General features: G+C 69.9%; 21 protein-coding genes. 11 read left to right on the plus strand and 10 right to left on the minus strand.

All coding sequences use genetic code 11. The features are described 5' to 3' along the window. Positions 1 to 4: 4 nt before the first annotated feature. Entirely contained in the window at positions 5 to 478 is a 474-nt protein-coding gene (locus tag VM306_RS01265) for an SRPBCC family protein (protein ID WP_325510321.1), read from the plus strand. Here VM306_RS01265 and VM306_RS01270 read toward each other — a convergent pair. The 4 genes from VM306_RS01270 to VM306_RS01285 form a co-directional block, all read right to left on the minus strand. Next, entirely contained in the window at positions 421 to 978 is a 558-nt protein-coding gene (locus tag VM306_RS01270) for an EF-hand domain-containing protein (RefSeq protein ID WP_325510322.1), read from the minus strand. The two genes, VM306_RS01265 and VM306_RS01270, sit on opposite strands and share 58 nt — an antisense overlap. A 17-nt stretch (positions 979 to 995) precedes the next feature. Further along, positions 996 to 3392, minus strand: coding sequence for an excinuclease ABC subunit UvrA (locus tag VM306_RS01275; protein WP_325510323.1), 2397 nt, complete (start codon positions 3390 to 3392; stop codon positions 996 to 998). A gap of 53 nt (positions 3393 to 3445) precedes the next feature. Beyond that, positions 3446 to 4162 carry a GNAT family N-acetyltransferase gene (locus tag VM306_RS01280; protein WP_325510324.1) on the minus strand — a complete coding sequence of 239 codons (717 nt, stop codon included), beginning with the start codon at positions 4160 to 4162 and terminating at the stop codon, positions 3446 to 3448. 74 nt (positions 4163 to 4236) lie between these two features. Next, positions 4237 to 6333, minus strand: coding sequence for a hypothetical protein (locus tag VM306_RS01285; protein WP_325510325.1), 2097 nt, complete (start codon positions 6331 to 6333; stop codon positions 4237 to 4239). Between the two features lie 262 nt (positions 6334 to 6595). Between VM306_RS01285 and VM306_RS01290 the strand changes: the two genes are divergently transcribed. After that, positions 6596 to 7375 carry a hypothetical protein gene (locus VM306_RS01290; protein WP_325510326.1) on the plus strand — a complete coding sequence of 260 codons (780 nt, stop codon included), beginning with the start codon at positions 6596 to 6598 and terminating at the stop codon, positions 7373 to 7375. A gap of 51 nt (positions 7376 to 7426) precedes the next feature. Here VM306_RS01290 and VM306_RS01295 read toward each other — a convergent pair whose 3' ends face one another. From VM306_RS01295 to VM306_RS01305, 3 genes are all read right to left on the minus strand, one after another. Beyond that, entirely contained in the window at positions 7427 to 7621 is a 195-nt protein-coding gene (locus VM306_RS01295) for a PspC domain-containing protein (RefSeq protein WP_325510327.1), read from the minus strand. A gap of 66 nt (positions 7622 to 7687) precedes the next feature. After that, positions 7688 to 8293 (minus strand): TetR/AcrR family transcriptional regulator, encoded by a 606-nt coding sequence (locus VM306_RS01300; RefSeq protein WP_325510328.1) that lies wholly within the window; start codon positions 8291 to 8293, stop codon positions 7688 to 7690. A gap of 30 nt (positions 8294 to 8323) precedes the next feature. Further along, positions 8324 to 9709 (minus strand): class I adenylate-forming enzyme family protein, encoded by a 1386-nt coding sequence (locus tag VM306_RS01305; RefSeq protein WP_325510329.1) that lies wholly within the window; start codon positions 9707 to 9709, stop codon positions 8324 to 8326. Positions 9710 to 9815: 106 nt separating this feature from the next. Here VM306_RS01305 and lnt point away from each other — a divergent pair, with 106 nt between their 5' ends. The 5 genes from lnt to VM306_RS01330 all read left to right on the plus strand — a co-directional run bounded on the left by lnt (position 9816) and on the right by VM306_RS01330 (position 13530). Further along, positions 9816 to 11294 (plus strand): apolipoprotein N-acyltransferase, encoded by a 1479-nt coding sequence (lnt, locus tag VM306_RS01310; protein ID WP_325510330.1) that lies wholly within the window; start codon positions 9816 to 9818, stop codon positions 11292 to 11294. After that, positions 11278 to 12045 carry a polyprenol monophosphomannose synthase gene (locus tag VM306_RS01315; RefSeq protein WP_325510331.1) on the plus strand — a complete coding sequence of 256 codons (768 nt, stop codon included), beginning with the start codon at positions 11278 to 11280 and terminating at the stop codon, positions 12043 to 12045. Before lnt ends, VM306_RS01315 begins: the two co-directional genes overlap by 17 nt. An 87-nt stretch (positions 12046 to 12132) precedes the next feature. Continuing rightward, positions 12133 to 12921: a MerR family transcriptional regulator gene (locus tag VM306_RS01320; RefSeq protein WP_325510332.1), complete on the plus strand. Its 789-nt coding sequence runs from the start codon at positions 12133 to 12135 to the stop codon at positions 12919 to 12921. Positions 12922 to 12931: 10 nt separating this feature from the next. Continuing rightward, positions 12932 to 13054, plus strand: a complete 123-nt coding sequence (locus VM306_RS01325) for a hypothetical protein (protein ID WP_325510333.1) — start codon at positions 12932 to 12934, stop codon at positions 13052 to 13054. Then, positions 13051 to 13530 (plus strand): TspO/MBR family protein, encoded by a 480-nt coding sequence (locus VM306_RS01330; RefSeq protein WP_325510334.1) that lies wholly within the window; start codon positions 13051 to 13053, stop codon positions 13528 to 13530. The genes VM306_RS01325 and VM306_RS01330 overlap by 4 nt, the downstream gene beginning before the upstream one ends. On the opposite strand, the gene VM306_RS01335 is transcribed toward VM306_RS01330, so the two are convergent. After that, entirely contained in the window at positions 13523 to 13951 is a 429-nt protein-coding gene (locus tag VM306_RS01335) for a DUF4383 domain-containing protein (RefSeq protein ID WP_325510335.1), read from the minus strand. The two genes, VM306_RS01330 and VM306_RS01335, sit on opposite strands and share 8 nt — an antisense overlap. Positions 13952 to 14122: 171 nt before the next feature. Between VM306_RS01335 and VM306_RS01340 the strand changes: the two genes are divergently transcribed. Next, positions 14123 to 14614 (plus strand): LysM peptidoglycan-binding domain-containing protein, encoded by a 492-nt coding sequence (locus VM306_RS01340; protein ID WP_325510336.1) that lies wholly within the window; start codon positions 14123 to 14125, stop codon positions 14612 to 14614. Between the two features lie 227 nt (positions 14615 to 14841). Then, complete coding sequence (locus VM306_RS01345) at positions 14842 to 20307, plus strand: carboxyl transferase domain-containing protein (protein ID WP_325510337.1); 5466 nt, start codon at positions 14842 to 14844, stop codon at positions 20305 to 20307. Between the two features lie 53 nt (positions 20308 to 20360). Here VM306_RS01345 and VM306_RS01350 read toward each other — a convergent pair whose 3' ends face one another. Beyond that, complete coding sequence (locus VM306_RS01350; protein ID WP_325510338.1) at positions 20361 to 20654, minus strand: YiaA/YiaB family inner membrane protein; 294 nt, start codon at positions 20652 to 20654, stop codon at positions 20361 to 20363. Between the two features lie 125 nt (positions 20655 to 20779). Between VM306_RS01350 and VM306_RS01355 the strand changes: the two genes are divergently transcribed. Next, a complete protein-coding gene (locus tag VM306_RS01355) occupies positions 20780 to 21094 on the plus strand; it encodes a multidrug efflux SMR transporter (RefSeq protein ID WP_325510339.1) in 315 nt (104 codons plus the stop codon). Then, positions 21094 to 21483, plus strand: a complete 390-nt coding sequence (locus tag VM306_RS01360; protein WP_325510340.1) for a DMT family transporter — start codon at positions 21094 to 21096, stop codon at positions 21481 to 21483. The genes VM306_RS01355 and VM306_RS01360 overlap by 1 nt, the downstream gene beginning before the upstream one ends. On the opposite strand, the gene VM306_RS01365 is transcribed toward VM306_RS01360, so the two are convergent. Beyond that, positions 21379 to 22713, minus strand: coding sequence for a glycosyl hydrolase family 18 protein (locus VM306_RS01365; RefSeq protein ID WP_325510341.1), 1335 nt, complete (start codon positions 22711 to 22713; stop codon positions 21379 to 21381). The two genes, VM306_RS01360 and VM306_RS01365, sit on opposite strands and share 105 nt — an antisense overlap. Positions 22714 to 22752: the final 39 nt, after the last annotated feature.

The following is a 22752-nucleotide window of genomic DNA, read 5'->3' on the forward strand; positions in this document are numbered from 1 at the left end:
GGCCATGCCCGGCTTGCAGCACTCAGTCACCATCGCGGCCCCGCCCGAGCGCGTCTGGGCAGTGGTGGCCGACGTCGAACGCTGGCCCGAGCGCATCCCGACGGTCGACGAGGCGGAACGCCTGGACCAAGGGCCGCTCGTCGTCGGCTCACGCACCCGCCTGAAGCAACCCAGGCTGTCCGAAGCGGTCTGGACGGTCACCGAGCTGACCGACGGCACGTCGTTCACCTGGGTGTCGAAGTCACCCGGCGTCACGATCACGGGCGGGCACGTCGTCGAGCCGCACGCCGACGGCAGCCGGCTGACCCTCACCCTGACCATCTCCGGGCCGCTGGCCGGCCTCGGCTGGCTGATGACGAGGTCGCTGACCAGGCGGTACGTCGAGACCGAAGGTGCCTCGATCAAGAAGGCCGTGGAGGCCTACCCCACCGGGCCGAGCAGCCAGGCGCCCGGCCCTTCCGGGTCCTCCGAGAAGTAGTAGGCCCGGAGAGCGGCCAGCAGGTCCTCGATGCCGATCAACCCGTCACCGTCGTGGTCGAGCCGTGCATGGGCGGCGCGCGCGTCGGACGGTGAGACGTTCATCAGCGCCTGCGACCACCGCACGTGCTCCTCGACGCCGATCTGGCCGTCGCCGTCGTGATCGGCGACGGCCATCAGCGCGTCGAGGTAGGGCACGTAGATGTCGTCGAACGCCTCCGGGCGGCCCAGCACGCCGTTCGCGAACGCCGTCTTGTACTCGGACAGGCTGATCCTGCCGTCGTCGTTCACGTCCGTCATGGCGGCGAGGTGGTCCCACACGCTCAGCAACTGCTCGTGGAACCGCTTCGCCTGCAGGTCGTCGTCGCGCAGACCGAACGCCGACGTCAGGCGATGGCTCGCCAGGTCGAAGTCCGCGCGTTCGACGTAGCCGTCCTGGTCGCTGTCGTAGGTGGCGAACCTGCGGCTGAGCCTGCGGTCCAGGAACGGCGTGATCTTCATGTCCCTTTGGTACCCGTTCAGCGCTTCCTCAGTCGAACCGGGGCCTTCACGTAGTCGGCCAGGTGCTCGCCGGTCACCGTCGCGCGGCCGGCCACCAGGTCGGCGGGCGTGCCCTCGAAGACCACCTTGCCGCCGTCGTGACCCGCGCCGGGGCCCAGGTCGATGATCCAGTCGGCGTGCGCCATCACGGCCTGGTGGTGCTCGATCACGATCACCGACTTGCCCGACTCGACCAGGCGGTCCAGCAGGCCGAGCAGCTGTGCGACGTCGGCCAGGTGCAGGCCGGTCGTCGGCTCGTCGAGGACGTAGATGCCGCCCTTGTCGCCCATGTGCGTGGCCAGCTTCAGGCGCTGGCGCTCGCCGCCCGACAGGGTCGTCAGCGGCTGGCCCAGCGACAGGTAGCCGAGGCCGACGTCGGCCAACCGCTCCAGGATGGCGTGCGCGCCGGGCGTGCGGGCCTCACCCGCGCCGAAGAACTCCACCGCCTCGGAGACCGGCATCGCGAGCACCTCGGAGATGTCGCGGCCGCCGAACTTGAACTCCAGCACCGCCTGGTCGAACCGCTTGCCCTCGCAGACGTCGCACGGCGTCTCGATCGTCGCCATGATGCCGAGGTCGGTGAACACCACGCCCGCGCCGTTGCAGTTCGGGCACGCGCCCTCGGAGTTCGCGCTGAACAGGGCGGGCTTCACGCCGTTGGCCTTGGCGAACGCCTTGCGGATCGGCTCCAGCAGACCGGTGTAGGTCGCCGGGTTCGACCGCCGGGAGCCCTTGATCGGCGTCTGGTCGACGATGATCGCACCGGCGTCGCGGGGCATCGACTGGTGGATCAGCGACGACTTGCCCGAGCCCGCCACGCCCGTGACCACGGTCAGCACGCCGAGCGGGATGTCGACGTCCACGTCGCGCAGGTTGTTGGCCGACGCCCCGCGGATCTCCAGCACGCCCGAGGCCGAGCGCACCGAGGGCTTCAGCGACGCCCGGTCGTCCAGGTGCCGGCCGGTCACGGTGTCGCTGGCCCGCAGCCCCTCCAGCGTGCCCTCGAAGCAGATCGTGCCGCCGTTGCGCCCGGCACCGGGGCCGAGGTCGACGACGTGGTCCGCGATCGCGATCGTCTCGGGCTTGTGCTCGACGACGAGCACGGTGTTCCCCTTGTCCCGCAGGCGCAACAGCAGGTTGTTCATGCGCTCGATGTCGTGCGGGTGCAGGCCGATCGTCGGCTCGTCGAACACGTACGTCACGTCGGTCAGGGCCGAGCCGAGGTGCCGGATCATCTTCACGCGCTGCGCCTCACCGCCGGACAACGTGCCGGCGGGGCGGTTCAGCGACAGGTAGCCGAGACCGATCTCGACGAACGAGTCCAGCGTGTGCGCGAGCTTCTCCACCAGCGGCGCCACGCCCTTGTCCTTCACGCCACGGATCCAGTCCGCCAGGTCGGTGATCTGCATGTCGCACAGGTCCGCGATCGACACGCCGTTGATCTTCGACGACCGCGCGGCCTCGGTCAGGCGGGTGCCCTCGCACTCGGGGCAGGTGCCGAACGTCGCCGCGCGGTCCACGAACGCGCGGATGTGCGGCTGCAGCGCCTCGCGGTCCTTCGACAGCATCGACTTCTGCAGCTTCGGGATGAGGCCCTCGTAGGTCAGGTTGATGCCGTTGACCTTGATCTTGACCGGGTCCCTGTACAGGAAGTCGTGCAGCTCCTTCTTGGTGTACCTGCGGATCGGCTTGGCCGGGTCGATGAAACCGGACTGCGCGAACGTCTGCACGGTCCACTGGTTGTCGACGTTGTAGCCGGGCACCTTGATGGCGCCCTCGAGGATCGACTTCGAGGAGTCGTAGACCTCGGTGAGGTCGATGTCGGAGACCTGGCCGCGTCCCTCGCAGCGCGGGCACATGCCACCCGTGATCGCGAACTCGCGGCGCTCCTTGACCTTCTGGCCGCCCTTCTCGATCGTCACGGCACCCGCGCCGGAGATCGAGGCGACGTTGAACGAGAACGCCTGCGGGCCGCCGACGTGCGGCGTGCCGAGGCGGCTGAACAGGATGCGCAGCATCGCGTGCACGTCGGTCGCGGTGCCGACGGTCGAGCGCGGGTCGGCGCCCATCCGCTGCTGGTCGACCAGGATCGCCGTCGTGATGCCCTCCAGGAGGTACACCTCGGGGCGCGGCAGCGCCGGCATGAAGCCCTGGACGAACGCCGAGTAGGTCTCGTTGATCAGCCGCTGCGACTCCGCGGCGATGGTGCCGAACACCAGAGAGCTCTTACCGGAGCCCGACACACCCGTGAAGACCGTCAGCCGCCGCTTCGGGATCTCGACGTCGACGTCGCGCAGGTTGTTCACGCGTGCGCCCTGCACGCGGATCAGGTCGTGGGTGTCCGCGTCGTGCGGTGCCGGTGCTCTGCTGGTCATGGCGCAGAACCTAACTCGGACGTCCCGGCCGTGCCTTCTTGATTCCTGATCAGTTATGCACGGATCCGATAGTGGTACGTGCACACCTCACGGAACCCTGTCCGCTCGTAGAGGCGGAACGCCGATAAGTTCGACTTCACCATCTGCAGGTACATGTGGTTCGCCTCGCGCGCCGCCGCCCACGTGGCCAACGTCGCGAGTACGGACCGTGCGGCACCTTGCCCGCGTGCGTGTGACAACGTCGCCATGCCGAAGACGCCGGCCCACCCGTGCTCGTCGACGGAGCGCCCGGCAGCCACCACCTGCCCGTTCACCTCGGCATACGCGTACGCGCTCGGGTGCTCCACGCGGCTGAGCAGGTCGCGTTCGGCGTGGACGTCGCGCCCGGTCACGGCGTGCCACGCCGCCAGCCACCCGTCCGTTGGCTGGGCGTTGATCTCGCCCACGTCGGCATCGGCCTGGCGCAGCACGTCGGCGGTCGACGCGATCTGAAGCGACATGTCACGGCTCCGCTCGTAACCCCGCACATCGAGCCGTTCGTCGAGATCGTCCGCGCAGACGCCCGGTGTGATCTGGAACCGCACGTCCGACCCCCGCGCGGTGCAGAACGACTCGGCGAGCGCCACCCGGTCCTCGCGGTCGTGCGGCAGCACCGAGCCCACCCACCAGGCGTCGCCGGGGGAATGCCGAAGCCACCAGCCGCCCGCCTCCTCGACGAGCGCCGCCGGCTGGGCCCGCGCCGCGCACTCCTGCAGTGTCTTCAGCAGCACGTCGGTTCAACCACCCCTGGCGCGGTGATCTCCATGAACCCCTTCTACCGCATCCGGCCCCGCGGGAACACGGTTCAACGCCTGCCCAGCCCGGAAAGCGCACTCGCCACGACCACCATGCCGACCATGCTGATGATCGCCGCGACACCTCCGACGACGGGTTTCGACACCTGCCCGACGTGCGCGACCGGCTTCCGAGGCACCGGTTCCCGAGGTGCCGGTTCCCGTGGCGCCGGTTCCCGTGGTGCCGGTTCCCGTGGCGCCGGCACGGGGGGTGGCGGAGGAGCGGCCACCGACGCGATCCGCACGACGGTGCTCTCGCTGACCGCCTGGCCGGCGCCCGCGCCGGACACCGTCAGCCGGGAGTTCACCGGCGCGACGACCTGGCACGTGTAGGTGATCCGTTCGCGCGGCCTCAGCACCGGGAACGTCCGGCGGCACGCGGCGGGCTCTCCCTCGACGCGGACGTCCTCGATCGGGTACTCGGACGGGTTCCCGACTGTGATGGTCACCGTCACGATCTCGCCGTCCACAGCGTGGTCCTTCGACCAGAGCGCGGTGATGGTCAGACGTGGGTAGATCACCTCGACCTGCGTCGACGCCGACGCCTCGACCCTGCCGCCGAGCTTGTCGGACGCGGTCACGGTGGCGGTCAGCGCGCCGCTCTGCTCGCCCGCGGGAGCCGTGCAGTCCACGGCCGAGGTCGCACCGGGGTCGAGCTGCCCCTGCATCGGCGCGCACCCCGAGGTGGCACGGGCGACGAGGCCGAACAGCGGTGTGTCGCCGGTGTTCGTGACCGTCGTGCGGAACGTGACGGCCTGGCCGGGCAACGCCGTCATCGGATCCGCCGGCGCGGTGGCCTTCAACGCCGGGTGCAGCACGTCGACCGTCGAGGTCCTGCTGGCCGCGAGCAGGTCGCCCGCGAGACTGGCGCCGCTGACGGCGACGGTGGCCGGGTAGTCGTCCTCGGCCGCGGTCGACGAGCACGTCCTGGTCGCCGTGGCCCGTGGTGCGAGCGTGCCGATCGGCTGGCCGCACACGGTGACGTCGGCCGCGGGCGCGTCACCGGTGTTGGTGACCGCGGCGGTCTGCTGGACGGTGTCCTTCGGGTGCGCCGCCGGCACCTCCGGCGTGACGGCGAGGGTGAGCTCGGGCAGGGGGAACGACCAGGCGACGCTCTGCACCAGGAACGCGTCCTCGTCCCGCTGGAACGCGAGCTCGGCGCTCTTCGTGCCGGGCTTCAGCACGTCGTCGGCCAGCGTCAGCGTGCGGGCGTCGACGCTCATGTTGTTGGGGTGCTCGGCTCCCTGGGCGGACGAGACGAACACGTTGCTGCCGCCGACGGGAGTGCCGTTGACGAGCAGTTGGTCCCCGTCGTTGGCCCAGTCGCCCTCGTAGGCCGTGAAGCCCAGGCGCACGGTGCCGCCAGCGGGGTGCATGGGCGCGATCGGCGTGCGTAGAACGGGCAGCTTCGTGGTGAGGCGGACGTGACCGCCGTGCACCGCGATGTGGCGCTTGGCCGGGACAGCGGGCGTGGCGTTCGCGAACTTCCACACGACCGTGAGCGACCAGCCGCCGAAGCAGTCGAACCCCTGGGGTGTCCAGACGTTGCCGACGGTCACGGTGCCGGCGGTGACGTACCGGGTGACGTCGGCCTCGGCGCTGTAGAAGGCGTTGTCGGTGCCGCTGAGCTCGTCGGGGGAGTCGACCCGGAACTGGCCGGGGCTGATGGTGGTGCCGTTGAACGTGACCGGGTCCCGCGGGCCGCCGGGCGGTGCGGCCGCGTCGTCGCACGAGGAGTTGCCCGCCCAGCCGAGCTTGGCGTAGGCGATCGTCGCGCCCTGCGGGACCGCGAGCTGGGCGCGGGAGGAGTTGAACGTCCTGGCGTCGCCGTCGACGTCGGTCCACGACATGCGGTGGGCGTTGTTCTGCGCGGACGGCCCGCGGCCCTTGCGGTTCAGCGCGTCCACACAGGACTGCGGCGGGTACCGGGGGTGCGGACCGGCCTGCTCGGGCGTCGGGCAGGTCAGGACGGAGTTGCCCACCACCGCCACGTCCCCGTACACCGCCTCGTCGAACTGGGTGCGCCACACCTCGGCCGCGGCGACCGGGGGACCGGGCGCGAGGAGCGCGACCAGCAGCACGACGGCGGTGAGGATCGGTACACGCATGCCACGCCTTCCGGTCGGATCGGCACAGGTTGACACGCGTCGTCGTGCTTGTCACCGCTCGTTGATCGGGGCGTGCTCACTCTCCGTCGAGGACTGTGCGACCACCGTTCTCCCGTTCGTGTGCACGGGTTTTCGCATGGGGTCCGATGTGGACCGGCTGTGCACCTGATGACCGGCCGGTTGGTCCCGCTGGGCGTAGGAGACCGCCGAGAAGCGTGGTGTTGGTGGTCAAACGGCGTCCTCTTGTGGGGAGATGGAGGCCATGTGGACAGCGCTGGTCGTCGTTCTCGTCTCGGTGGTCGTGACCGCCGTCGCCTGCGTGCTGCTCGGACGGTCTCGTGCCCACGAGCAGTCCGACGACAGGGACGCGGACTCGCGCGGCTTCCTCGGCGCGGTGGTCAGCGGGCTGTTCATCGTGGCGCTGGCGTTCTACGTGGTGATCGTCTGGGAGGGGAACGGCGCCGCGGGGGACAACGCGTCACGCGAGGCCGCCGCCGTCGCCGACGTCTACTGGCAGACGTCGGTCATGCCGCAGCCGCAGCGGGACGTGATCCGCGGGCTGCTCGTCGAGTACCCGAAGCTGGTGGCGGACAAGGAGTGGCCGCTGCTGGCGGACGGCGAGTCGGACGGGGGCACCACCGCGACGCTGAACTCGCTGCACGCGGCGGTCCTGAGCCTGCCCGTGACACCGGACGAGGTGAGGAGCACGCGGGAGAGGGCCATGGAGCGGTTGCGGGAGATCACCGACCTGCGGCGAGAGCGGCTGGACTCCGCGAGCGGACTCGACGACACGGGCCACCTGATGCTGATCGGAACGATCGTCGGGGCCGTGGCGATGGTCGTGTTCCCGTTGCTGATCGGGTTCACGGCGCGCAGGCGCCACGTGCTGCAGATATGCCTGACCACCGCCATCCTGGCGTTCGTCTGCGTGTTGTGCCTGGGGATGACGCAGCCGTTCGACGGGATGCTGCGGGTGGACCCCGAGCCGTTCACCAACCTGACGGAGGAGCTGGCGGCCATCCCCGTCGAGGAGAACAGGTGAGAACGCCGCTGCCCACGTGCCGGGGCACGTGGGCAGCGTCCGCACGGTCTGTCAGTAGCCGCGGTCGGGCATCATCACCCAAAGCACGAGGTAGACGACGAACTGCGGTCCGGGCAGAAGGCAGGACAACAGGAACAGAAGGCGCACGGTGCTCGCCTTCATGCCCCAGCGCTGGGCGAGCCCCGCGCACACACCCGCGATCATCCGGTTGGTCCTGGGCCTGCTCAAGGCGACTGTCGTGGTCATACACCCAGGATGCCCAGAACTGGCGAAGTGTTGCATCGGGACCAACCCTGATTTGTCCCGGAGGCGCTATCCCACCGAGGTGGTGGACAGCTGGTCGACGAACCTCAGGCAGATCGTGCGCATCACGTCGACCGTCATGGCACGGGAACCCGCCAGCACCTGGAGAGCCAGGCCGTCGAGCATGCTGACCATCATGTTCGCCAGCTCGGCCGGGTCGACCGGCGTCAGGATGTCGCCCGACGCCTGACCGGCCCGGAAGATGCTCTCCACGATCTGGCGCCACTCGCCGTAGAAGCGCTCGTTGAGCTCCTGCAGCTCGGGGCTGCGGATCGCCTCGACCCACAGCTCGGCCCAGACCTTCCACGCCTCGACGGTCTCCGCGCCCTCGGGCAGGTAGGACTCCACGACCATGCGCAGGCGCGAGAGCGGGGGCTCGTCGGACTCGAGGATCCAGCGGCGGCGGATGAGCGACTGCTCGAAGCAGTGCGCGAACGCGGCGTCGGTCAGCTCCCGCTTGGTCTCGAAGTAGTAGTGGACCGTCCCACCGGAGACGCCGGCGTCCTTGGCCACGTCGGAGACGCGCAGATGGCGGAAGCCCTCGGCCGCGATCACCTTGCAGGTGGACGCGAGGATCTGCGCCTTGCGTTCGGCTTCCACGCTCGGTCGGGGCATCCGCCGTCACCTCCTGATTTGGGGGGAACCTTACCGAAACTGCGAACGCAGCCGGCGCTTGTCGACCTTTCCGACCTGCGTCAGGGGCAGTTGAGGCACGATCGTGATGCCACTGGGCTGGTAAAGCTCACCCAGTTCGCCCACGACCGAATCGCGAATGCTGTCGAAATCGACGTCGTGGCCGTCCTCCGGCACCAGGAACAGGTGCACGACCTCGCCCAACGCCTCGTCCGGTCGGCCCACGGCCGCTGCCTGCCGAATGCCGGGCAGCGTCACGAGAAAGTCGTCGAGCAGGCGCGAGTAGACGTTGTCCGAGGTCCGTCCGGTGACGATGACGTCTTTGCTCCGGTCGTTGAGGTAAAGGTAACCGTTGTCATCGAAATAGCCCATGTCCCCGGTGTTGAACCAGCCGTCCGCCGTTTCGCTCAACGGCGGTTCCCCCCAATAGCCCTCCATGACCATCGGGCCGCGCACCCACACGTCGCCGTCGCGGGCCTCGACCTCGATGCCGGGGTTCGGCTTCCCGACGGTGCGGAGGGTCTCCGGGCGCGCGAAGTCGACGTCGGAGGCGGGCATCGTCGCGATGCCCAGCGCCTCGGTCATGCCGTAGGCCTGGAAGACCACCGGGCCCCACTTCTCGATGGCCTGCCGCAGCCGCCGCGGGGCCAGCGGGGAACCTCCGACACCGATGCCGAGGAACTGCGGGCCGGGGCAGTCCGGGTGGTCGAGGACCTCGTACATCATCGGCGGGACGAACATCGTCGTGGTGATCTGCTCGTCACGGGCGAGGCGCACGAACGTGTCCGCGTCGAAGGTCGACGGGCCGAGCACCAGCTTCGAGCCGACGACCAGCGCCGCCATCGAGACGCCCGCGCCGCTGCCGTGGGTGATGAGGGTGTTGCAGAGCATGTTCGTCGGAGGCATGTGCCTGAGCGCCTCGAGCCGGGCGGTCGAGTGCGAGCGGTGCACGGCGAGCTTGGGCAGGCCCGTGGTGCCACCGGTGTAGCTGACGGTCGTGTGGCCGGGGGCGGGGGTGCGTTCGACCGGGTCACCCGGCAGGTCCTGGAGGTGCCAGCCGTCGAGCCGGTCGCTGAAGGCGGGGTCGACGACGACCGCGGCCACCTCCGCCCTCTTGACCAACGCCGCGAGCTCGCTCGGACCGGGCTCCGGCGGGACGTAGACCAGACGGCAGCCGAGCAGGTGGACGGCGACGGTGAGCAGGACGGCCTCCGGCGTGTTGCCGACGAACGCCGCCACGCCGTCACCGGGGCGCACGCCACGCTGCGTGAGGCCGTCGGCCAGGCGGAACAGCAGGTCACGGGCCTGGGACCGGGTGAGTCTGGTGTCGCCGCCGATCAACGCCTCGCGTTCGCCGTCGGTCGAGAGCTTCTGCAACACAAGATCCACGTATGTCATGACGTCCTGTGTACTCCTGGCCTCGTAGGCTGATCGGGTGGTCGCACCCCCCATCGCGCCGGAATCGCCGGAATTGCCCGCCCGTGGGCGAAAGTTGAGTCCTCCGGTGCTGCTGCGCGTGGCGCTCGCCGTGGCCGGCGGCGTGCTCGTCTACCTGTCGTTCCCTCCGCGCCCGCTGTGGTTCCTGGCGCCGGTCGGGTTCGCGCTGCTGGCGTGGACGATCCACCGGCGCCGGGCGCGGGCGGGGTTCGGGTACGGGCTGCTGTTCGGGCTTGGGTTCATGGTGGCGCTGCTGCGGTGGACGGGGGAGTTCGTCGGGCTGATCGCCTGGCTGCCGCTGGCGCTGGCCTGCGCGGTCATGATCGCCGTCGGCACGACCGCGATGGCGTTCGTCTCCCGCGTGCCGGGGTGGCCGCTGTGGGCGGCGCTGCTGTGGGTCGCGGACGAGGGGCTGCGCGGGGTGTTCCCGTTCGGCGGCTTCACCTGGGGCAAGATCGCGTTCGGGCAGCCGGAGGGCTGGTACCTGCCGCTCGCGTCGCTCGGGGGAGCGCCGCTGGTGTCGTTCGCGGTGGTGCTGACCGGGTTCGGGCTGTTCTGGCTGGTGGAGAACTGGAAGCTCGGCGTGCCGCTGGTCGTGGTGCCGCTGCTGGTCGGGTTCGTGGTGCCCGTGGGCGTCGACGCGTCCGGGGGAACCGTCACGGTCGCGGCGATCCAGGGCAACGTGCCGCGCGCCGGGCTCGACTTCAACGCGCAGCGCCGGGCCGTGCTCGACAACCACACCAAGAAGACGATGGAGCTCGCCGCCGACGTCGCCGCGGGCAGGGTCGAGCAACCGGACATCGTCATCTGGCCGGAGAACTCCTCCGACATCGACCCGTTCCGCAACGCCGACGCCGCCGCGGTGATCGACGCGGCCGCCGCCGCGATCAAGGCGCCGATCGCCGTGGGCGCCGTGGTGGTCGACCGCGGCGACAACCTGCCGCGCAACACCGTGGTGCTCTGGGAGCCCGGCAAGGGGCCGACGGACACCTACACCAAGCGCAAGCTGCAGCCGTTCGGCGAGACGATGCCGATGCGCTCGTTCTTCCGCCTGTTCGCCTCGGAGGTCGACCGGGCGGGCGTCTTCCAGCCCGGCACCGACCCGGACGGTTTCGTCATGGGTCCGGCGAAGGTCGCGATTGACACATGTTACGAAGTGGCGTTCGACTCAGTGGTCCGCGACTCCGTGACGACCGGCGCGACGATCATCGCGATCCCGACGAACAACGCCACGTTCGGGTACACGGAGATGACCTACCAGCAGCTTTCCATGTCACGTGTGCGCGCGGTCGAGCACGGCCGGGCCGTGGTCGTGGCCGCCACCTCCGGTGTCAGCGCGATGGTCCAACCGGACGGTTCCGTCACTCGGAAGACTGGCCTCTTCGTCCCCGACGCCCTGGTGGCGACTCTGCCGCTGCGGACGCAGACTACGCTGGCGACTTGGCTAGGAGCCTGGCCCGAGTGGGTGATGTCCACTGCGGGCCTTGTGGCGTTGGTGCTGGGCTTCACCCGACGACGGAAGGACTCGAATGGCGCAGCGGCCTGACCAGGAACTCGGGCAGGTGCTGGTGGTGATCCCGACCTACAACGAGCGGGACAACATCGGAAAGATCGTCAAGAGGCTGCACACGGCGCTGCCCGACGTGCACGTGCTGGTCGTCGACGACGGCAGCCCCGATGGCACCGGCCAGCTCGCCGACGAGATGGCGGCCGCCGACGACCGCGTCCACGTGATGCACCGCACCGAGAAGGCCGGACTGGGCGCCGCGTACGTCGCCGGCTTCCAGTGGGCGCTCGACCGCAACTACGGCGTCATCTGCGAGATGGACGCCGACGGCTCGCACGCCCCCGAGCAGCTGCACCGGCTGCTGGACGCGCTGCCGAAGGCCGACCTGGTGCTCGGGTCGCGCTGGGTCCCCGGCGGCGAGGTCGTGAACTGGCCGACGCAGCGCAAGCTGCTGTCGCTGGGCGGCTCGCTGTACTCCCGGATGGCGCTGGGCGCGAACATCCGTGACATGACGGGCGGCTACCGGGCGTTCCGCGCGGACACCCTGCGCAAGCTCAACCTCGCGTCGGTCGCGTCGGCGGGCTACTGCTTCCAGATCGACCTGCTCTGGCGCACGATCGAGCTCGGCTTCCGCGTCCGCGAGGTGCCGATCACGTTCCAGGAGCGCGAGTTCGGCGAGTCGAAGATGAGCGGCAACATCGTCCGCGAGGCACTGATCCGCGTGACGAAGTGGGGCCTGCGCCGTCGCGGCACCCAGCTCAAGGACCTGGTCACGGGCAAGAGGAAGTAGAGCCCGCCGCAACGCCGGACCAGCCCGTCGCGGGCTGTTCCGGCGTCCGCGCATTACGATTCGAAATCGATGCAGCGGAGGTGAGTCGTGGAGTGGAGTGCCGGAGCGGTCGCGCGGATGCTCGGCGTCGCGCCCACGACCCTGCGCACGTGGGACCGCCGGTACGGGCTCGGTCCCAGCACGCGCCAGGAGGGCAAGCACCGCCGCTACAGCGACGACGACCTGGCGCGCCTCAAGCGCATGGTCGAGCTGACCGGCTCCGGGGTCGCCCCCGCGTCGGCCGCCGCGACCCTGGTCGCGCCGGAAGACCTGGACTTCGCGGCCGCCGCCGGCCGCCTCGACGCAGCGGGGATGCGCCGCGTCGCCGCCGACCTGATCGCCCGCCACGGCGTCGTGCACACCTGGGACTCGATCCTCGTGCCGTTCCTGGTCGAGATCGGTGAACGGGTGGCGTCGACCGCGGTCGGCGTCGAGATCGAGCACGTCGCGAGCGGCAGCATCACCGACGCGATGCGGACGTCCGGCGTGACCGTCGGGACCCCCTCGGTGCTGCTGGCGTGCGCGCCGGACGAGCAGCACAGCCTGCCGTTGGACGTGCTCGCGGCCGCCCTGGCCGAGCAGGACTGCGTCGCCCGCAACCTCGGCGCCCGCGTGCCCGCCGCCGCGCTGGTGAGCGCCGTGCGGCAGCTCCGGCCCCGGGTCGTGGTGGTGTGGGCCCACGACCAGGTGTACGCGGACCAGGTGCCCCTGGCGGACCTGTGCGACGTTCCGGTGCTGGTCGCGGGCTCGGGCTGGTCGGACGTCCCGCTACCGCCCGGCGTGTCGGCGGTCGACACGCTCAAGGACGCTGTTGAAACGATTTTGAGTCGAATCTAGACTTCCGGGCATGGGCCTCGCCGACCGGCTCGCCGATGAGCTGTCGCTGCTCGACGACGCCGAACGGGCGGCGCCCCGCCGTTCGACGGTGCTCGCCATCATCCGTGCTCTGCCGGTCGGGAGTTCTTCATGACGACGAGGTTGCCCCAGCGCCACCACCCCGTGCGGATCCTGCTCGTGTTCGTCGCGGCGGTCGTCGTGACAGCAGTGGTGGGGTCGCTGTTCTCGGTGTCGGCGGGCGATGAGTACCTGGCTCTGCGGCGCCCGTCGTGGGCGCCGCCGGCCTGGCTGTTCGGTCCTGTGTGGACGGTTCTCTACGGACTCATCGCGCTGTCGGGCTGGCTGGCCTGGCGAAACGGCGCGACGCGCGGCGAGCTGACGTTGTTCGGCGTTCAGCTGGTGCTCAACGCGCTGTGGACGCCGTTGTTCTTCGGTCTCGGCTGGTTCGGGTTCGCGTTCGCCGAGATCGTGCTGCTGTGGCTGTCGATCGTCGCGCTGATCGTGGTGTTCTCGTGGCGCGGCAAGGCCGCCTCGGCGCTGCTGGTGCCCTACCTCGCGTGGGTGAGCTTCGCCGGAGCGCTGACCATCTCGATCGCCATGCTCAATTGACCGGCGAGTTACTGCGCGACCGTTCGACCGCCGTGGTGGCGATGCCCAGCAGGATCATCACGGCGCCCAGGCCCAGGTGCAGCCAGTTGTCGGCGGTGTTGACCGGCAGGAAGTTCGCGTCGGAGTGCTCGCCGATCGCCGAGCCGTACACCCACAGGAACACGTAGATGCCACCGCCGACGACGAGGAACGCACGGGCGAACTGCGTCGTCCTGGCAGCGAGCAGGCCCGCGACACCGAACAGCAGGTGCACGAGGTTGTGCAGCACCGACACGGAGAAGAGGCCGAGGAGCAGTGCTCCGGAATGGCCGGCGAAGGTCAGCTCGTCGTAGTGCGTGGTGATGCCGGGGATGAACCCGAGCACGCCGACGAGCAGGAACGCCGCACCGGCCACCATGGCAGCTTTCTGAACTGGTCGCATGCGTCGTGGCTACCCGGCCACGTCCGGAATGAACTAACGGGGCACCTTCGTCCTCGGCCGTGGGCGCGAGGGTCGCCCGGGCGATGTGACTCCTCGTTGCTCCACCGGGGTGAACCCCGGCAACGTTCTTCCTCCCCCTTGCGACCTGGCAGGCGAGGGAAGGGGAGCCACATGTCCATCGACGTACAACAGCCGAGACCTCTCGGCCTGGTCGGAAGCCACCTCCAGATCGCCGGCACCGCGGGCGGGGCGTTCGAGGCGCGGTTCGGCTACCGCGTCCACGAGGGCCACGACGAGGTCATGGGCGGGTTCACGGCCGGTGACGGTGGGGGAGGCCACGGGCAGTTCCAGGTGGACGTCGACCTGTCCGGGGCGTCGTTCGCGCTCGACCGGCTCTTCGTCGAGGTGTTCTGGTCCTCGCCGAAGGACGGCGCTGAACTGGACAAGGTCATCGTGCCCGTCGTCTACGGGCCGCGGATCGTGCCGGGCTACCGGGTGTTCCTGGAGTACGTGGTCAAGCCGGGTGAGACGTTGTGGGGGATCGCCACCCAGTTCTACGGCGCGGGCAACCTCTACACGCGACTGGTCAGGGCGAACCCGCACGTCATCACGGACCCGAACGTGATCCGTCCCGGGGATGTGATCCGGATCCCCCAGGACTGATCCCCGCCTCCCTTGTGAAGCGGACAGGGGCCTCTCGCCGGGTGAGTTGGGCCACGGGCTCAAGTGAAGCTGAACCGAGGACCTGGTGCCTTGTTGGTTTCATACAAAGCACGCTGCTCAACTCGCTCCGCTCTAGCGGTTTTGTTACCGGGTAGTAGACGAGAGTGTGTACATCGATTGGGCGGCGACTGCCGCTGAGGTCGTAATGTCCGCGAGGAGCCAAGTCGTTGTTCAGTCGTGTAGCGATCGTCAACCGCGGGGAAGCCGCTATGCGGCTGATCCACGCCGTCCGTGAGCTCGCCGCCGAGTCAGGGGAACGGATCGAGACCGTCGCCCTGTACACCGATGTCGACAAGTCGGCGCCCTTCGTCAGGGAAGCCGACCTCGCCTACAACCTCGGCTTGGCGGCCGATCGTCCGTACCTCAACCTGGAGGTGCTGGAGACCGCCCTCGTCGAGACGAAGGCCGACGCCGCGTGGGTCGGCTGGGGCTTCGTCGCCGAGATCCCCGAGTTCGCCGAGCTGTGCGAGAAGGTCGGCGTCACGTTCGTCGGCCCGTCCGCCGAGGCCATGCGCAAGCTCGGTGACAAGATCGGCTCGAAGCTGATCGCCGAGGAGGTCGGGGTTCCGGTCGCGCCGTGGTCGCGCGGTGCCGTCGAGAACCTCGAGCACGCCCTGAAGGTGGCCGAGGAGGTCACCTACCCGTTGATGCTCAAGGCCACCGCCGGTGGTGGCGGCCGCGGCATCCGCAAGATCACCTCTCCCGGGGAGATGCGGGAGAACTTCGACCGCACCAGCATGGAGGCCGAACGTGCGTTCGGCTCCGGCGTGATGTTCCTGGAGCGCCTCGTCACCGGCGCCCGGCACGTCGAGGTGCAGGTCATCGCCGACGGCCAGGGCACGGCGTGGGCGCTCGGCGTCCGCGACTGCTCGGTGCAGCGGCGCAACCAGAAGATCATCGAGGAGTCGGCCTCCTGCGTGCTGGAGCAGCACCAGGTCGACGAGCTCAAGACGTCGGCGGAGCGCCTCGCGAACGCGGTGGGCTACCGCGGCGCGTGCACCGTCGAGTTCCTCTACCACCCCGGTGAGAAGCTCTTCGCGTTCCTCGAGGTCAACACCCGCCTGCAGGTCGAGCACCCGATCACCGAGATCACCACGGGCTTCGACCTGGTCAAGGCGCAGCTGCACGTCGCGGGCGGCGGCAGGCTGGAGGGCGCCAAGCCCGTCGAGCAGGGCCACGCCGTCGAGGCCCGCCTGAACGCCGAGGACCCGGACCGCGACTTCGCGCCGTGCCCCGGCACGATCGTCCGCCTGGAGCTGCCCGCCGGTCCCGGCGTCCGCGTCGACACCGGCGTGGCCGAGGGCTCGCAGATCCCCGCCGACTTCGACTCGATGATCGCCAAGATCATCGCGTACGGCCGCGACCGCGACGAGGCGCTGGGCAAGCTGCGCCGCGCCATGGCCGAGACGACCGTCATCATCGAGGGCGGCACGACCAACAAGAGCTTCGTGCTCGACCTGCTCGACGAGCCCGCCGTGATCGACGGCTCGGCCGACACGTCGTGGATCGACCGCGTCCGCGCCGAAGGTGGCCTGGTCTCGCACCGCCACTCCGCGATCGCCCTGGCCGCGGCCGGCATCGAGGTCTACGAGGACGAGGAGCAGATCAACCTCACGCAGCTGCTCGCGTCCGCTCGTGGCGGTCAGCCCCGCATGAACCACGAGGGCGCGAGCAAGCTGGAGTTCGTGCTGCGCGGCCAGCCGTACGTGGTCCAGGTGGCGCGCACCGGCGCCACGAAGTACCGCGTCGGTGTGTCCGCCGCCGACTCCGGCACTGTCCTGACCGGTGACGTCGACGTCGAGCGGTTCGACCACCACGTCGGCCAGATCACCGTCAACGGCACGCGGTTCCGCGTCGTCACCGGCACGCACGGCCCCGTCCACCAGGTCGAGGTCGACGGCGTCACCCACCGCGTCACCCGTGACGAGGGCGGCGTCCTGCGCTCGCCGATGCCCGCGCTGGTCGTCGCGACCCCGCTGGAGGTCGGTGCCGAGGTCGAGGCCGGCGCGCCCGTGCTCGTCCTCGAGGCGATGAAGATGGAGACGGTGCTGCGCGCGCCGTTCCGCGCCCGCCTCAAGGAGCTGAACGTCGTCGTCGGCACCCAGGTGCCCGCCGGCGGCGCGCTGCTGAAGCTGGAGGAGGTCGAGGACGCGGACGGCACCGCCGAGGTGGCGAAGACCGAGTCGTCGGTCGAGCTCGAACTGCCCGCGCCGCGCACGGACGTCCGTCCCGAGGAGCTCGCCGCCCGCGGCCAGGACGACCTGCGGGCGTTGCTGCTGGGCTTCGACACCACCGCGGCGGACACCGACCGCGTGCTCGCGGACTACATGAGCGCGCGACGTGACCTGAGGGAACGGCCGCTCGTCGCGGAGGCCGAGCTGCTCGGCATCTTCGCCGACCTGTGCGACCTGTCGCGCAACCGCCCCGCCGGCGAGGAGACCAAGCCGGAGAACCACATCCACTCCCCGCGCGAGCACTTCCACACCTACCTCAAGACGCTCGACGCCGACCGCGCGGCGCTGCCGGAGAGCTTCCGCGCCCGGCTGACGAGCGTGTTCGGCCACTACGGCATCACCGAGCTCGACCGCACGCCGGCGCTGGAGCAGGCCGTCTTCCGCATCTTCGTGGCGCTGCGCCGCGGGGTGTTCGACGCGGCCGTCGCGACGACCCTGCTGCGCCAGTGGGTCGAGGAGGCCCCGCCCGTGGAGTCCGAGCAGGTCAGGGTCGGCCTGGTGCTGGAGCACATCATCGCCGCGACGCAGGTCCGCTACCCGGCGGTGGCCGACCTCGCCCGTAGCGTCGTGTTCACGTGGTTCGCCCAGCCGCTGGTGCGCCGCAACCGCGCCCGCGTGCACAGCGAGGTCCGCAAGCACCTGATCCACCTCGACGCGAACCCGCAGGCCCACGACCGCGAGGAGCGGATCGCGGCGATGGTGGCGTCCGCGGAGCCGCTGGTGCGCCTGCTCGGTCAGCGCATCGGCAAGCCCGGCGCGGACAACACCCCGTTGCTGGAGGTGCTGGCCCGCCGCTACTACACCAAGAAGGCGCTGGCGAACCCGCGCGTGAGCGGCGCGTTCCTCCTCGCGGAGAACGAGCCGGAGCGGACCCGCCTGGTGTCGACGGCGGTGGAGTTCCCGCGGCTGTCCGACGCCATCGGTGACGTCGTCAAGCACGGCGAGGGCAACGCGGTCGTCGCGGACCTCTACGTCAACTGGTCCGACGGACCGTCGGACCAGGACGAGATGGCCGCCGGTCTGGGCGCCGCCCTGGCCGCGCACCAGCTGCCGCCGACGATCACCCGCATCACCACCACGGTGGCGGGCCGTCGCGGCGAGTCGATGCACCACCACTTCACGTTCCGCCCGTCGTCCAACGGGTTCGCCGAGGAGAGGCTGGTGCGCGGGCTCCACCCGCGCATCGCCGAACGCATGCAGCTGGAACGCCTGCGCGAGTTCGACCTCACGCGTCTGTCCTCGGTGGACGAGGACGTGTACCTGTTCCGCGCGGTGGCGAAGTCGAACAAGTCCGACGAGCGGCTGGTGGCGCTGGGCCAGGTCCGCGACCTGACCCCGTTGCGCGACGACGAGGGCCGGATCGTGGCGCTGCCCGCGGCCGAGGACGTCCTCGCCACCTGCCTGGACGGCATCCGCCGGGCCCGTGCGCAGTCCGGTGGCCGCACCAGGCTCGCCACCAACCGCGTCGTGCTCTACGCATGGCCGCCCACGGACCTGTCCTCGAAGGACCTGGACGCGATCGGCCAGCGCGTGCTGCCCACGACCACGGGCCTGGACCTCGAAGAGGTGCTGTTCCTGGCGCGCCGCAAGGACCCCGTGTCGGGCGAGCTGACCGACATCGGCGTGCGGATCGCCCAGGACGCGGGCTCTGGCGTGCGGTTCTCGTTCGTGCAGCCGCCGACCGAGCCGATCCAGCCGCTCGACGACTACCGCCAGAACGTCCTGCGCGCCCAGTCGCGCGGCACGATCTACCCGTACGAGCTGGTCGACATGCTCGTCGGAGACGGCGGGTCGTTCGTGGAGCACGACCTCGTCGACGGCGCGCTCGTGCCGGTGGACCGCCCGCGTGGCGGCAACAGGGCGGGCATCGTCGTCGGTGTGGTGACCACGCCGACCCCGGCGTACCCCGAGGGCATGAAGCGCGTGGTGCTGCTGGGCGACCCGACCAAGTCGCTGGGCGCGCTGGCCGAGCCCGAGTGTTCACGCGTGATCCACGCCCTGGACCTGGCGACCGAGCTCTCCGTTCCGCTGGAGTGGTTCTCGCTGTCGTCCGGCGCGAAGATCTCGATGAGCTCCGGTGTCGAGAACATGGACTGGGTCGCGGCCGCCCTGAAGCGGATCGTCGAGTTCACCCAGGCCGGCGGCGAGATCAACGTGGTGGTCAACGGCATCAACGTCGGCGCCCAGCCGTACTGGAACGCCGAGGCCACGATGCTCATGCACACCAAGGGCATCCTGGTCATGACGCCGGACTCGGCCATGGTGCTGACCGGCAAGCAGGCGCTGGACTTCTCCGGCGGCGTCTCGGCGGAGGACAACTACGGCATCGGCGGCTACGACCGCGTCATGGGCCCGAACGGCCAGGCGCAGTACTGGGCCCCGGACCTGCGCTCGGCGTTCGACGTCCTGCTGGCCCACTACGAGCACAGCTACATCGCCCCCGGCGAGGCCGGACCGCGCAGGGTCCCCACGTCGGACCCCGCCTTCCGCGACGTGTCGTCCTACCCGCACGTCGTCGGCGACAGCCCGTTCACGACGGTCGGCGAGATCTTCTCGGTCGAGGCGAACCCGGACCGCAAGAAGCCGTTCGACATCCGCACGGTGATGCGCGCCCTGTCCGACCAGGACCACGAGGTGCTGGAGCGCTGGGCGGGCATGGCCGACGCCGACACCGCGGTCGTCCAGGACGTGCGCCTCGGCGGCATCCCGGTGACGCTGCTGGGCATCGAGTCGCGCGGCGTGGCCCGCACCGGCTTCCCGCCCACCGACGGCCCGGACACCTACACCGCCGGCACGCTGTTCCCGAAGTCGTCGAAGAAGGCGGCCCGCGCGATCAACGCGGCCTCGGGCAACCGCCCGCTGGTGGTGCTGGCGAACCTGTCGGGCTTCGACGGCTCACCGGAGTCGATGCGCGAGCTGCAGCTGGAGTACGGCGCGGAGATCGGCCGCGCGATCGTGAACTTCCGCGGCCCCATCGTGTTCACCGTGATCTCGCGGTACCACGGCGGAGCGTTCGTGGTGTTCTCGAAGGCGCTGAACCCGTCGATGACCGTCCTGGCCGTCGAGGGCTCGTTCGCCTCGGTGATCGGCGGCGCCCCGGCCGCCGCGGTGGTGTTCGCCAGGGAGGTCGACGGCCGCACGGCCAACGACCCGCGGGTGAAGAAGCTGGAGTCCGCGGCGGCGGAGGCGTCCGGCGCCGAGCGCGCGGCCCTGACCGCCGAGCTGGTCACCACGCGCCAGTCGGTGCGGACGGAGAAGCTGAACGAGATGGCCGCGGAGTTCGACCGGGTGCACAGCGTGCAGCGCGCGGTGGACGTCGGTGCCGTCGACGCGATCATCTCCGCTGCTGAGCTGCGGCCGGCGATCATCAAGGCGGTCGAGGACGGTCTGGCGAAGTAGTTCCTGTCAGAAGGCCCGTTCCGCTGCCCGGCGGAACGGGCCTTCGCCGTCTGTCAGACCGCGTCGAGCTTGAACGGGTCGTGCTCGGCCAGCAGCTTGTCCAGCCGCGCTCTGTCCACCCGGCTCGAGATGGAGGTGTCCTCCTGCCGGTCCCTGATCACCTTGGCCAGCGTGAACGCCGACGTGACGGTGTAGAGCATCGCGGTGCCCAGGAACGCGCGCACCCAGCCGTCAACGGGCAGGAACACGACTCCGATACCGACGGCGGTCAGCGACAGGCCGAACGACAGGACGGCCTGCATGTAGAAGGCGCCGGTCGTCGGGGTGTTCGCGGGCGTGGAAGTCATGGAACCGAGAGTCCTGGGTCACACCGGCGCTGTCATGAGTACAGCTACTCATTCGACCCAGCAGGTTCTCCAGACTCGGTGCCACAGCCATGATCCCGGCCGGTTGTTCCGGTACGGTCGTGCCAATGTACTGGGTGGTGCTGGTGGCGTCCGGGGTGCTGGAGGCGGTGTGGGCCACGGCGCTCGCGGCGTCGAACGGGTTCCGGCGGCCGTGGCCGGTGGTGGTGTTCGCCGTGTCGATGACGTTGAGCGTCGTCGGCCTCGCGTGGGCGATGCGGGAGATCCCGGTCGGCACGGCGTACGCGGTGTGGGTCGGCATCGGAGCTGTGCTCACGGTGCTCGTGGCGGTCGTCCGCCGTCAGGAGAAGCTGGGTGTGGCCAAGGCGTTGCTGCTGGTCGTGCTGATCGGCTGCGTCGCGGGCCTGAAGGTGGTGAGCTGATGTACTGGGGTGTGTTGCTGGCCAGCGCCGTGCTCGAGGCGGTGTGGGCGACGGCGTTGTCCCAAGGGGCCTACGTCGTCTTCGTCATCGCCGCCACGGTGAGCATGGTGGGGCTTTCCTTCGCCATGCGGCAGATCTCGGTCGGAACCGCTTACGCCGTGTGGGTCGGGATCGGCGCGGCGCTGACGGTGGCGTGGGCGATGATCACCGGCGAGGAAGCGGTCTCCGCGTGGAAGATCGTGTTCCTCACCGGGATCATCGCCTGCGTCATCGGGCTGAAGTTCCTACGCGAACGTCCAGCGCTGGTTGGCGGTTCCGGCGCAGTCCCAGAGCTGGAGCCTGGTGCCGTCGGCGGAGCTGTTGCCGGTGGCGTCGAGACACCTTCCTGACGCCACGTTGCGCAGCTGGCCGTTGGACTCCGCGGTCCACTGCTGGTTGCCCGCGCCGGTGCAGTCCCAGAGCTGGGTCACCGCGCCGTTGGCCGTACCGGACGCGTCCAGGCACTTGCCCAGGGCGCGGACGGTGCTGCCGTTGCGGGACCACTGCTGGGCGTTGGTGCCGTTGCAGGTGTAGAGCTGAACAGCCGCGCCGTTCGCGGAGCTCGCCGCCGCCACGTCGACGCACTTGCCGCCGAACCCGACGATCGTGCCACCGGTGGGCGGCGGGGTGGTGCCGCCGTTGGCGGTCTCCCAGATGGCGTTGAGAAGGCTGGTGCTGCCGGTCGTGTCCTGGGACAGCTCCCAGTTCATGATCCCGCCCGCGTTCGCCAGCGCCCACGAGGTCTTGCGCTTGATCGTGGGGATGCCGTTGTAGGAGTTGCCGTTGTAGGTGTCGCGGTTGGCGTTGGCCGGGTCCTGCGCGACCAGGTCGCGGTAGGCGATGTAGGTCGGCCGGCTGTAGAACGGCACACCCAGGACGGCCTTGCTCGCCGGTAGACCGCGGTTCTTCCAGAAGTTGACGGAAGCGATCGACCAGTCGTAGTTCGCGTGCGGGCTGCCACCGTCGTAGGCCATGATGTTCAGCCAGTCGACGATGCCGAACACCGCGGGCTGCACCCCGTTGGCGGTACCGCCCTCACTCACGACCGCGGCCGTGAGCAGCTTGCCGCGACTGTGCAGCTGGTCGCCCAGCTGCCGCATGAGCAGCGTGTAGTTGTCGCCCTCCGTGCCGGGGTCCGGGTACTCCCAGTCGATGTCGACGCCGTCCAGGTTGTACTGGCTGACGAGGTTGACCATGGCGTTGACGAACGCCGTGCGGCCGTTGGAGCTGGCCGCGAGGATCTCGAAGTTGTCGTCGTTGCCGTCGTTCCAGCCGCCGACCGCGATCGAGACCTTGACGCCGTTCTGGTGGCCGAGGCTCACCAGCTGCTGGAGCTTGGCGGGGTCCGGAACGCCCTGGAGCGTGCCGTTCGAGTTCGGCAGGACGAAGGAGTAGTTGATGTGCGTGAGCTTGCTGTACTGGATCGAACTGACGTTGCCGGCCCACGACGGCATGTAGCCGACGCTCTTGAACCCGGCGGGGTAGGCGGCCTGCGCGGCAGGCGCCATGACTGTGATCGTCGCCGCGGCGGCGGCCAGCGCGAGGCCGGCGGCACCGAGGCGTGAACGGAGTGAACGCATTGCAGGGGTTGCCTTCCACTTTCGTCGAGCGCCCACCGC

This window comes from Lentzea sp. (assembly GCF_035525475.1).
Lineage (GTDB): Bacteria > Actinomycetota > Actinomycetes > Mycobacteriales > Pseudonocardiaceae > Lentzea.

Excerpts from the sequence above, each read along its gene's own strand:
- VM306_RS01325 (WP_325510333.1), top strand. The coding sequence starts at position 12,932 with ATGGGCCTCGCCGACCGGCTCGCCGATGAGCTGTCGCTGCTCGACGAC.
- VM306_RS01355 (WP_325510339.1), top strand. The coding sequence starts at position 20,780 with ATGTACTGGGTGGTGCTGGTGGCGTCCGGGGTGCTGGAGGCGGTGTGG.
- VM306_RS01290 (WP_325510326.1), top strand. The coding sequence starts at position 6,596 with ATGTGGACAGCGCTGGTCGTCGTTCTCGTCTCGGTGGTCGTGACCGCC.
- VM306_RS01270 (WP_325510322.1), bottom strand. The coding sequence starts at position 978 with ATGAAGATCACGCCGTTCCTGGACCGCAGGCTCAGCCGCAGGTTCGCC.
- VM306_RS01360 (WP_325510340.1), top strand. The coding sequence starts at position 21,094 with ATGTACTGGGGTGTGTTGCTGGCCAGCGCCGTGCTCGAGGCGGTGTGG.
- VM306_RS01305 (WP_325510329.1), bottom strand. The coding sequence starts at position 9,709 with ATGACATACGTGGATCTTGTGTTGCAGAAGCTCTCGACCGACGGCGAA.
- VM306_RS01350 (WP_325510338.1), bottom strand. The coding sequence starts at position 20,654 with ATGACTTCCACGCCCGCGAACACCCCGACGACCGGCGCCTTCTACATG.
- VM306_RS01330 (WP_325510334.1), top strand. The coding sequence starts at position 13,051 with ATGACGACGAGGTTGCCCCAGCGCCACCACCCCGTGCGGATCCTGCTC.
- VM306_RS01275 (WP_325510323.1), bottom strand. The coding sequence starts at position 3,392 with ATGACCAGCAGAGCACCGGCACCGCACGACGCGGACACCCACGACCTG.
- VM306_RS01315 (WP_325510331.1), top strand. The coding sequence starts at position 11,278 with ATGGCGCAGCGGCCTGACCAGGAACTCGGGCAGGTGCTGGTGGTGATC.
- VM306_RS01265 (WP_325510321.1), top strand. The coding sequence starts at position 5 with ATGCCCGGCTTGCAGCACTCAGTCACCATCGCGGCCCCGCCCGAGCGC.
- VM306_RS01285 (WP_325510325.1), bottom strand. The coding sequence starts at position 6,333 with ATGCGTGTACCGATCCTCACCGCCGTCGTGCTGCTGGTCGCGCTCCTC.
- VM306_RS01340 (WP_325510336.1), top strand. The coding sequence starts at position 14,123 with ATGTCCATCGACGTACAACAGCCGAGACCTCTCGGCCTGGTCGGAAGC.
- VM306_RS01365 (WP_325510341.1), bottom strand. The coding sequence starts at position 22,713 with ATGCGTTCACTCCGTTCACGCCTCGGTGCCGCCGGCCTCGCGCTGGCC.
- VM306_RS01300 (WP_325510328.1), bottom strand. The coding sequence starts at position 8,293 with ATGCCCCGACCGAGCGTGGAAGCCGAACGCAAGGCGCAGATCCTCGCG.
- VM306_RS01335 (WP_325510335.1), bottom strand. The coding sequence starts at position 13,951 with ATGCGACCAGTTCAGAAAGCTGCCATGGTGGCCGGTGCGGCGTTCCTG.
- VM306_RS01295 (WP_325510327.1), bottom strand. The coding sequence starts at position 7,621 with ATGACCACGACAGTCGCCTTGAGCAGGCCCAGGACCAACCGGATGATC.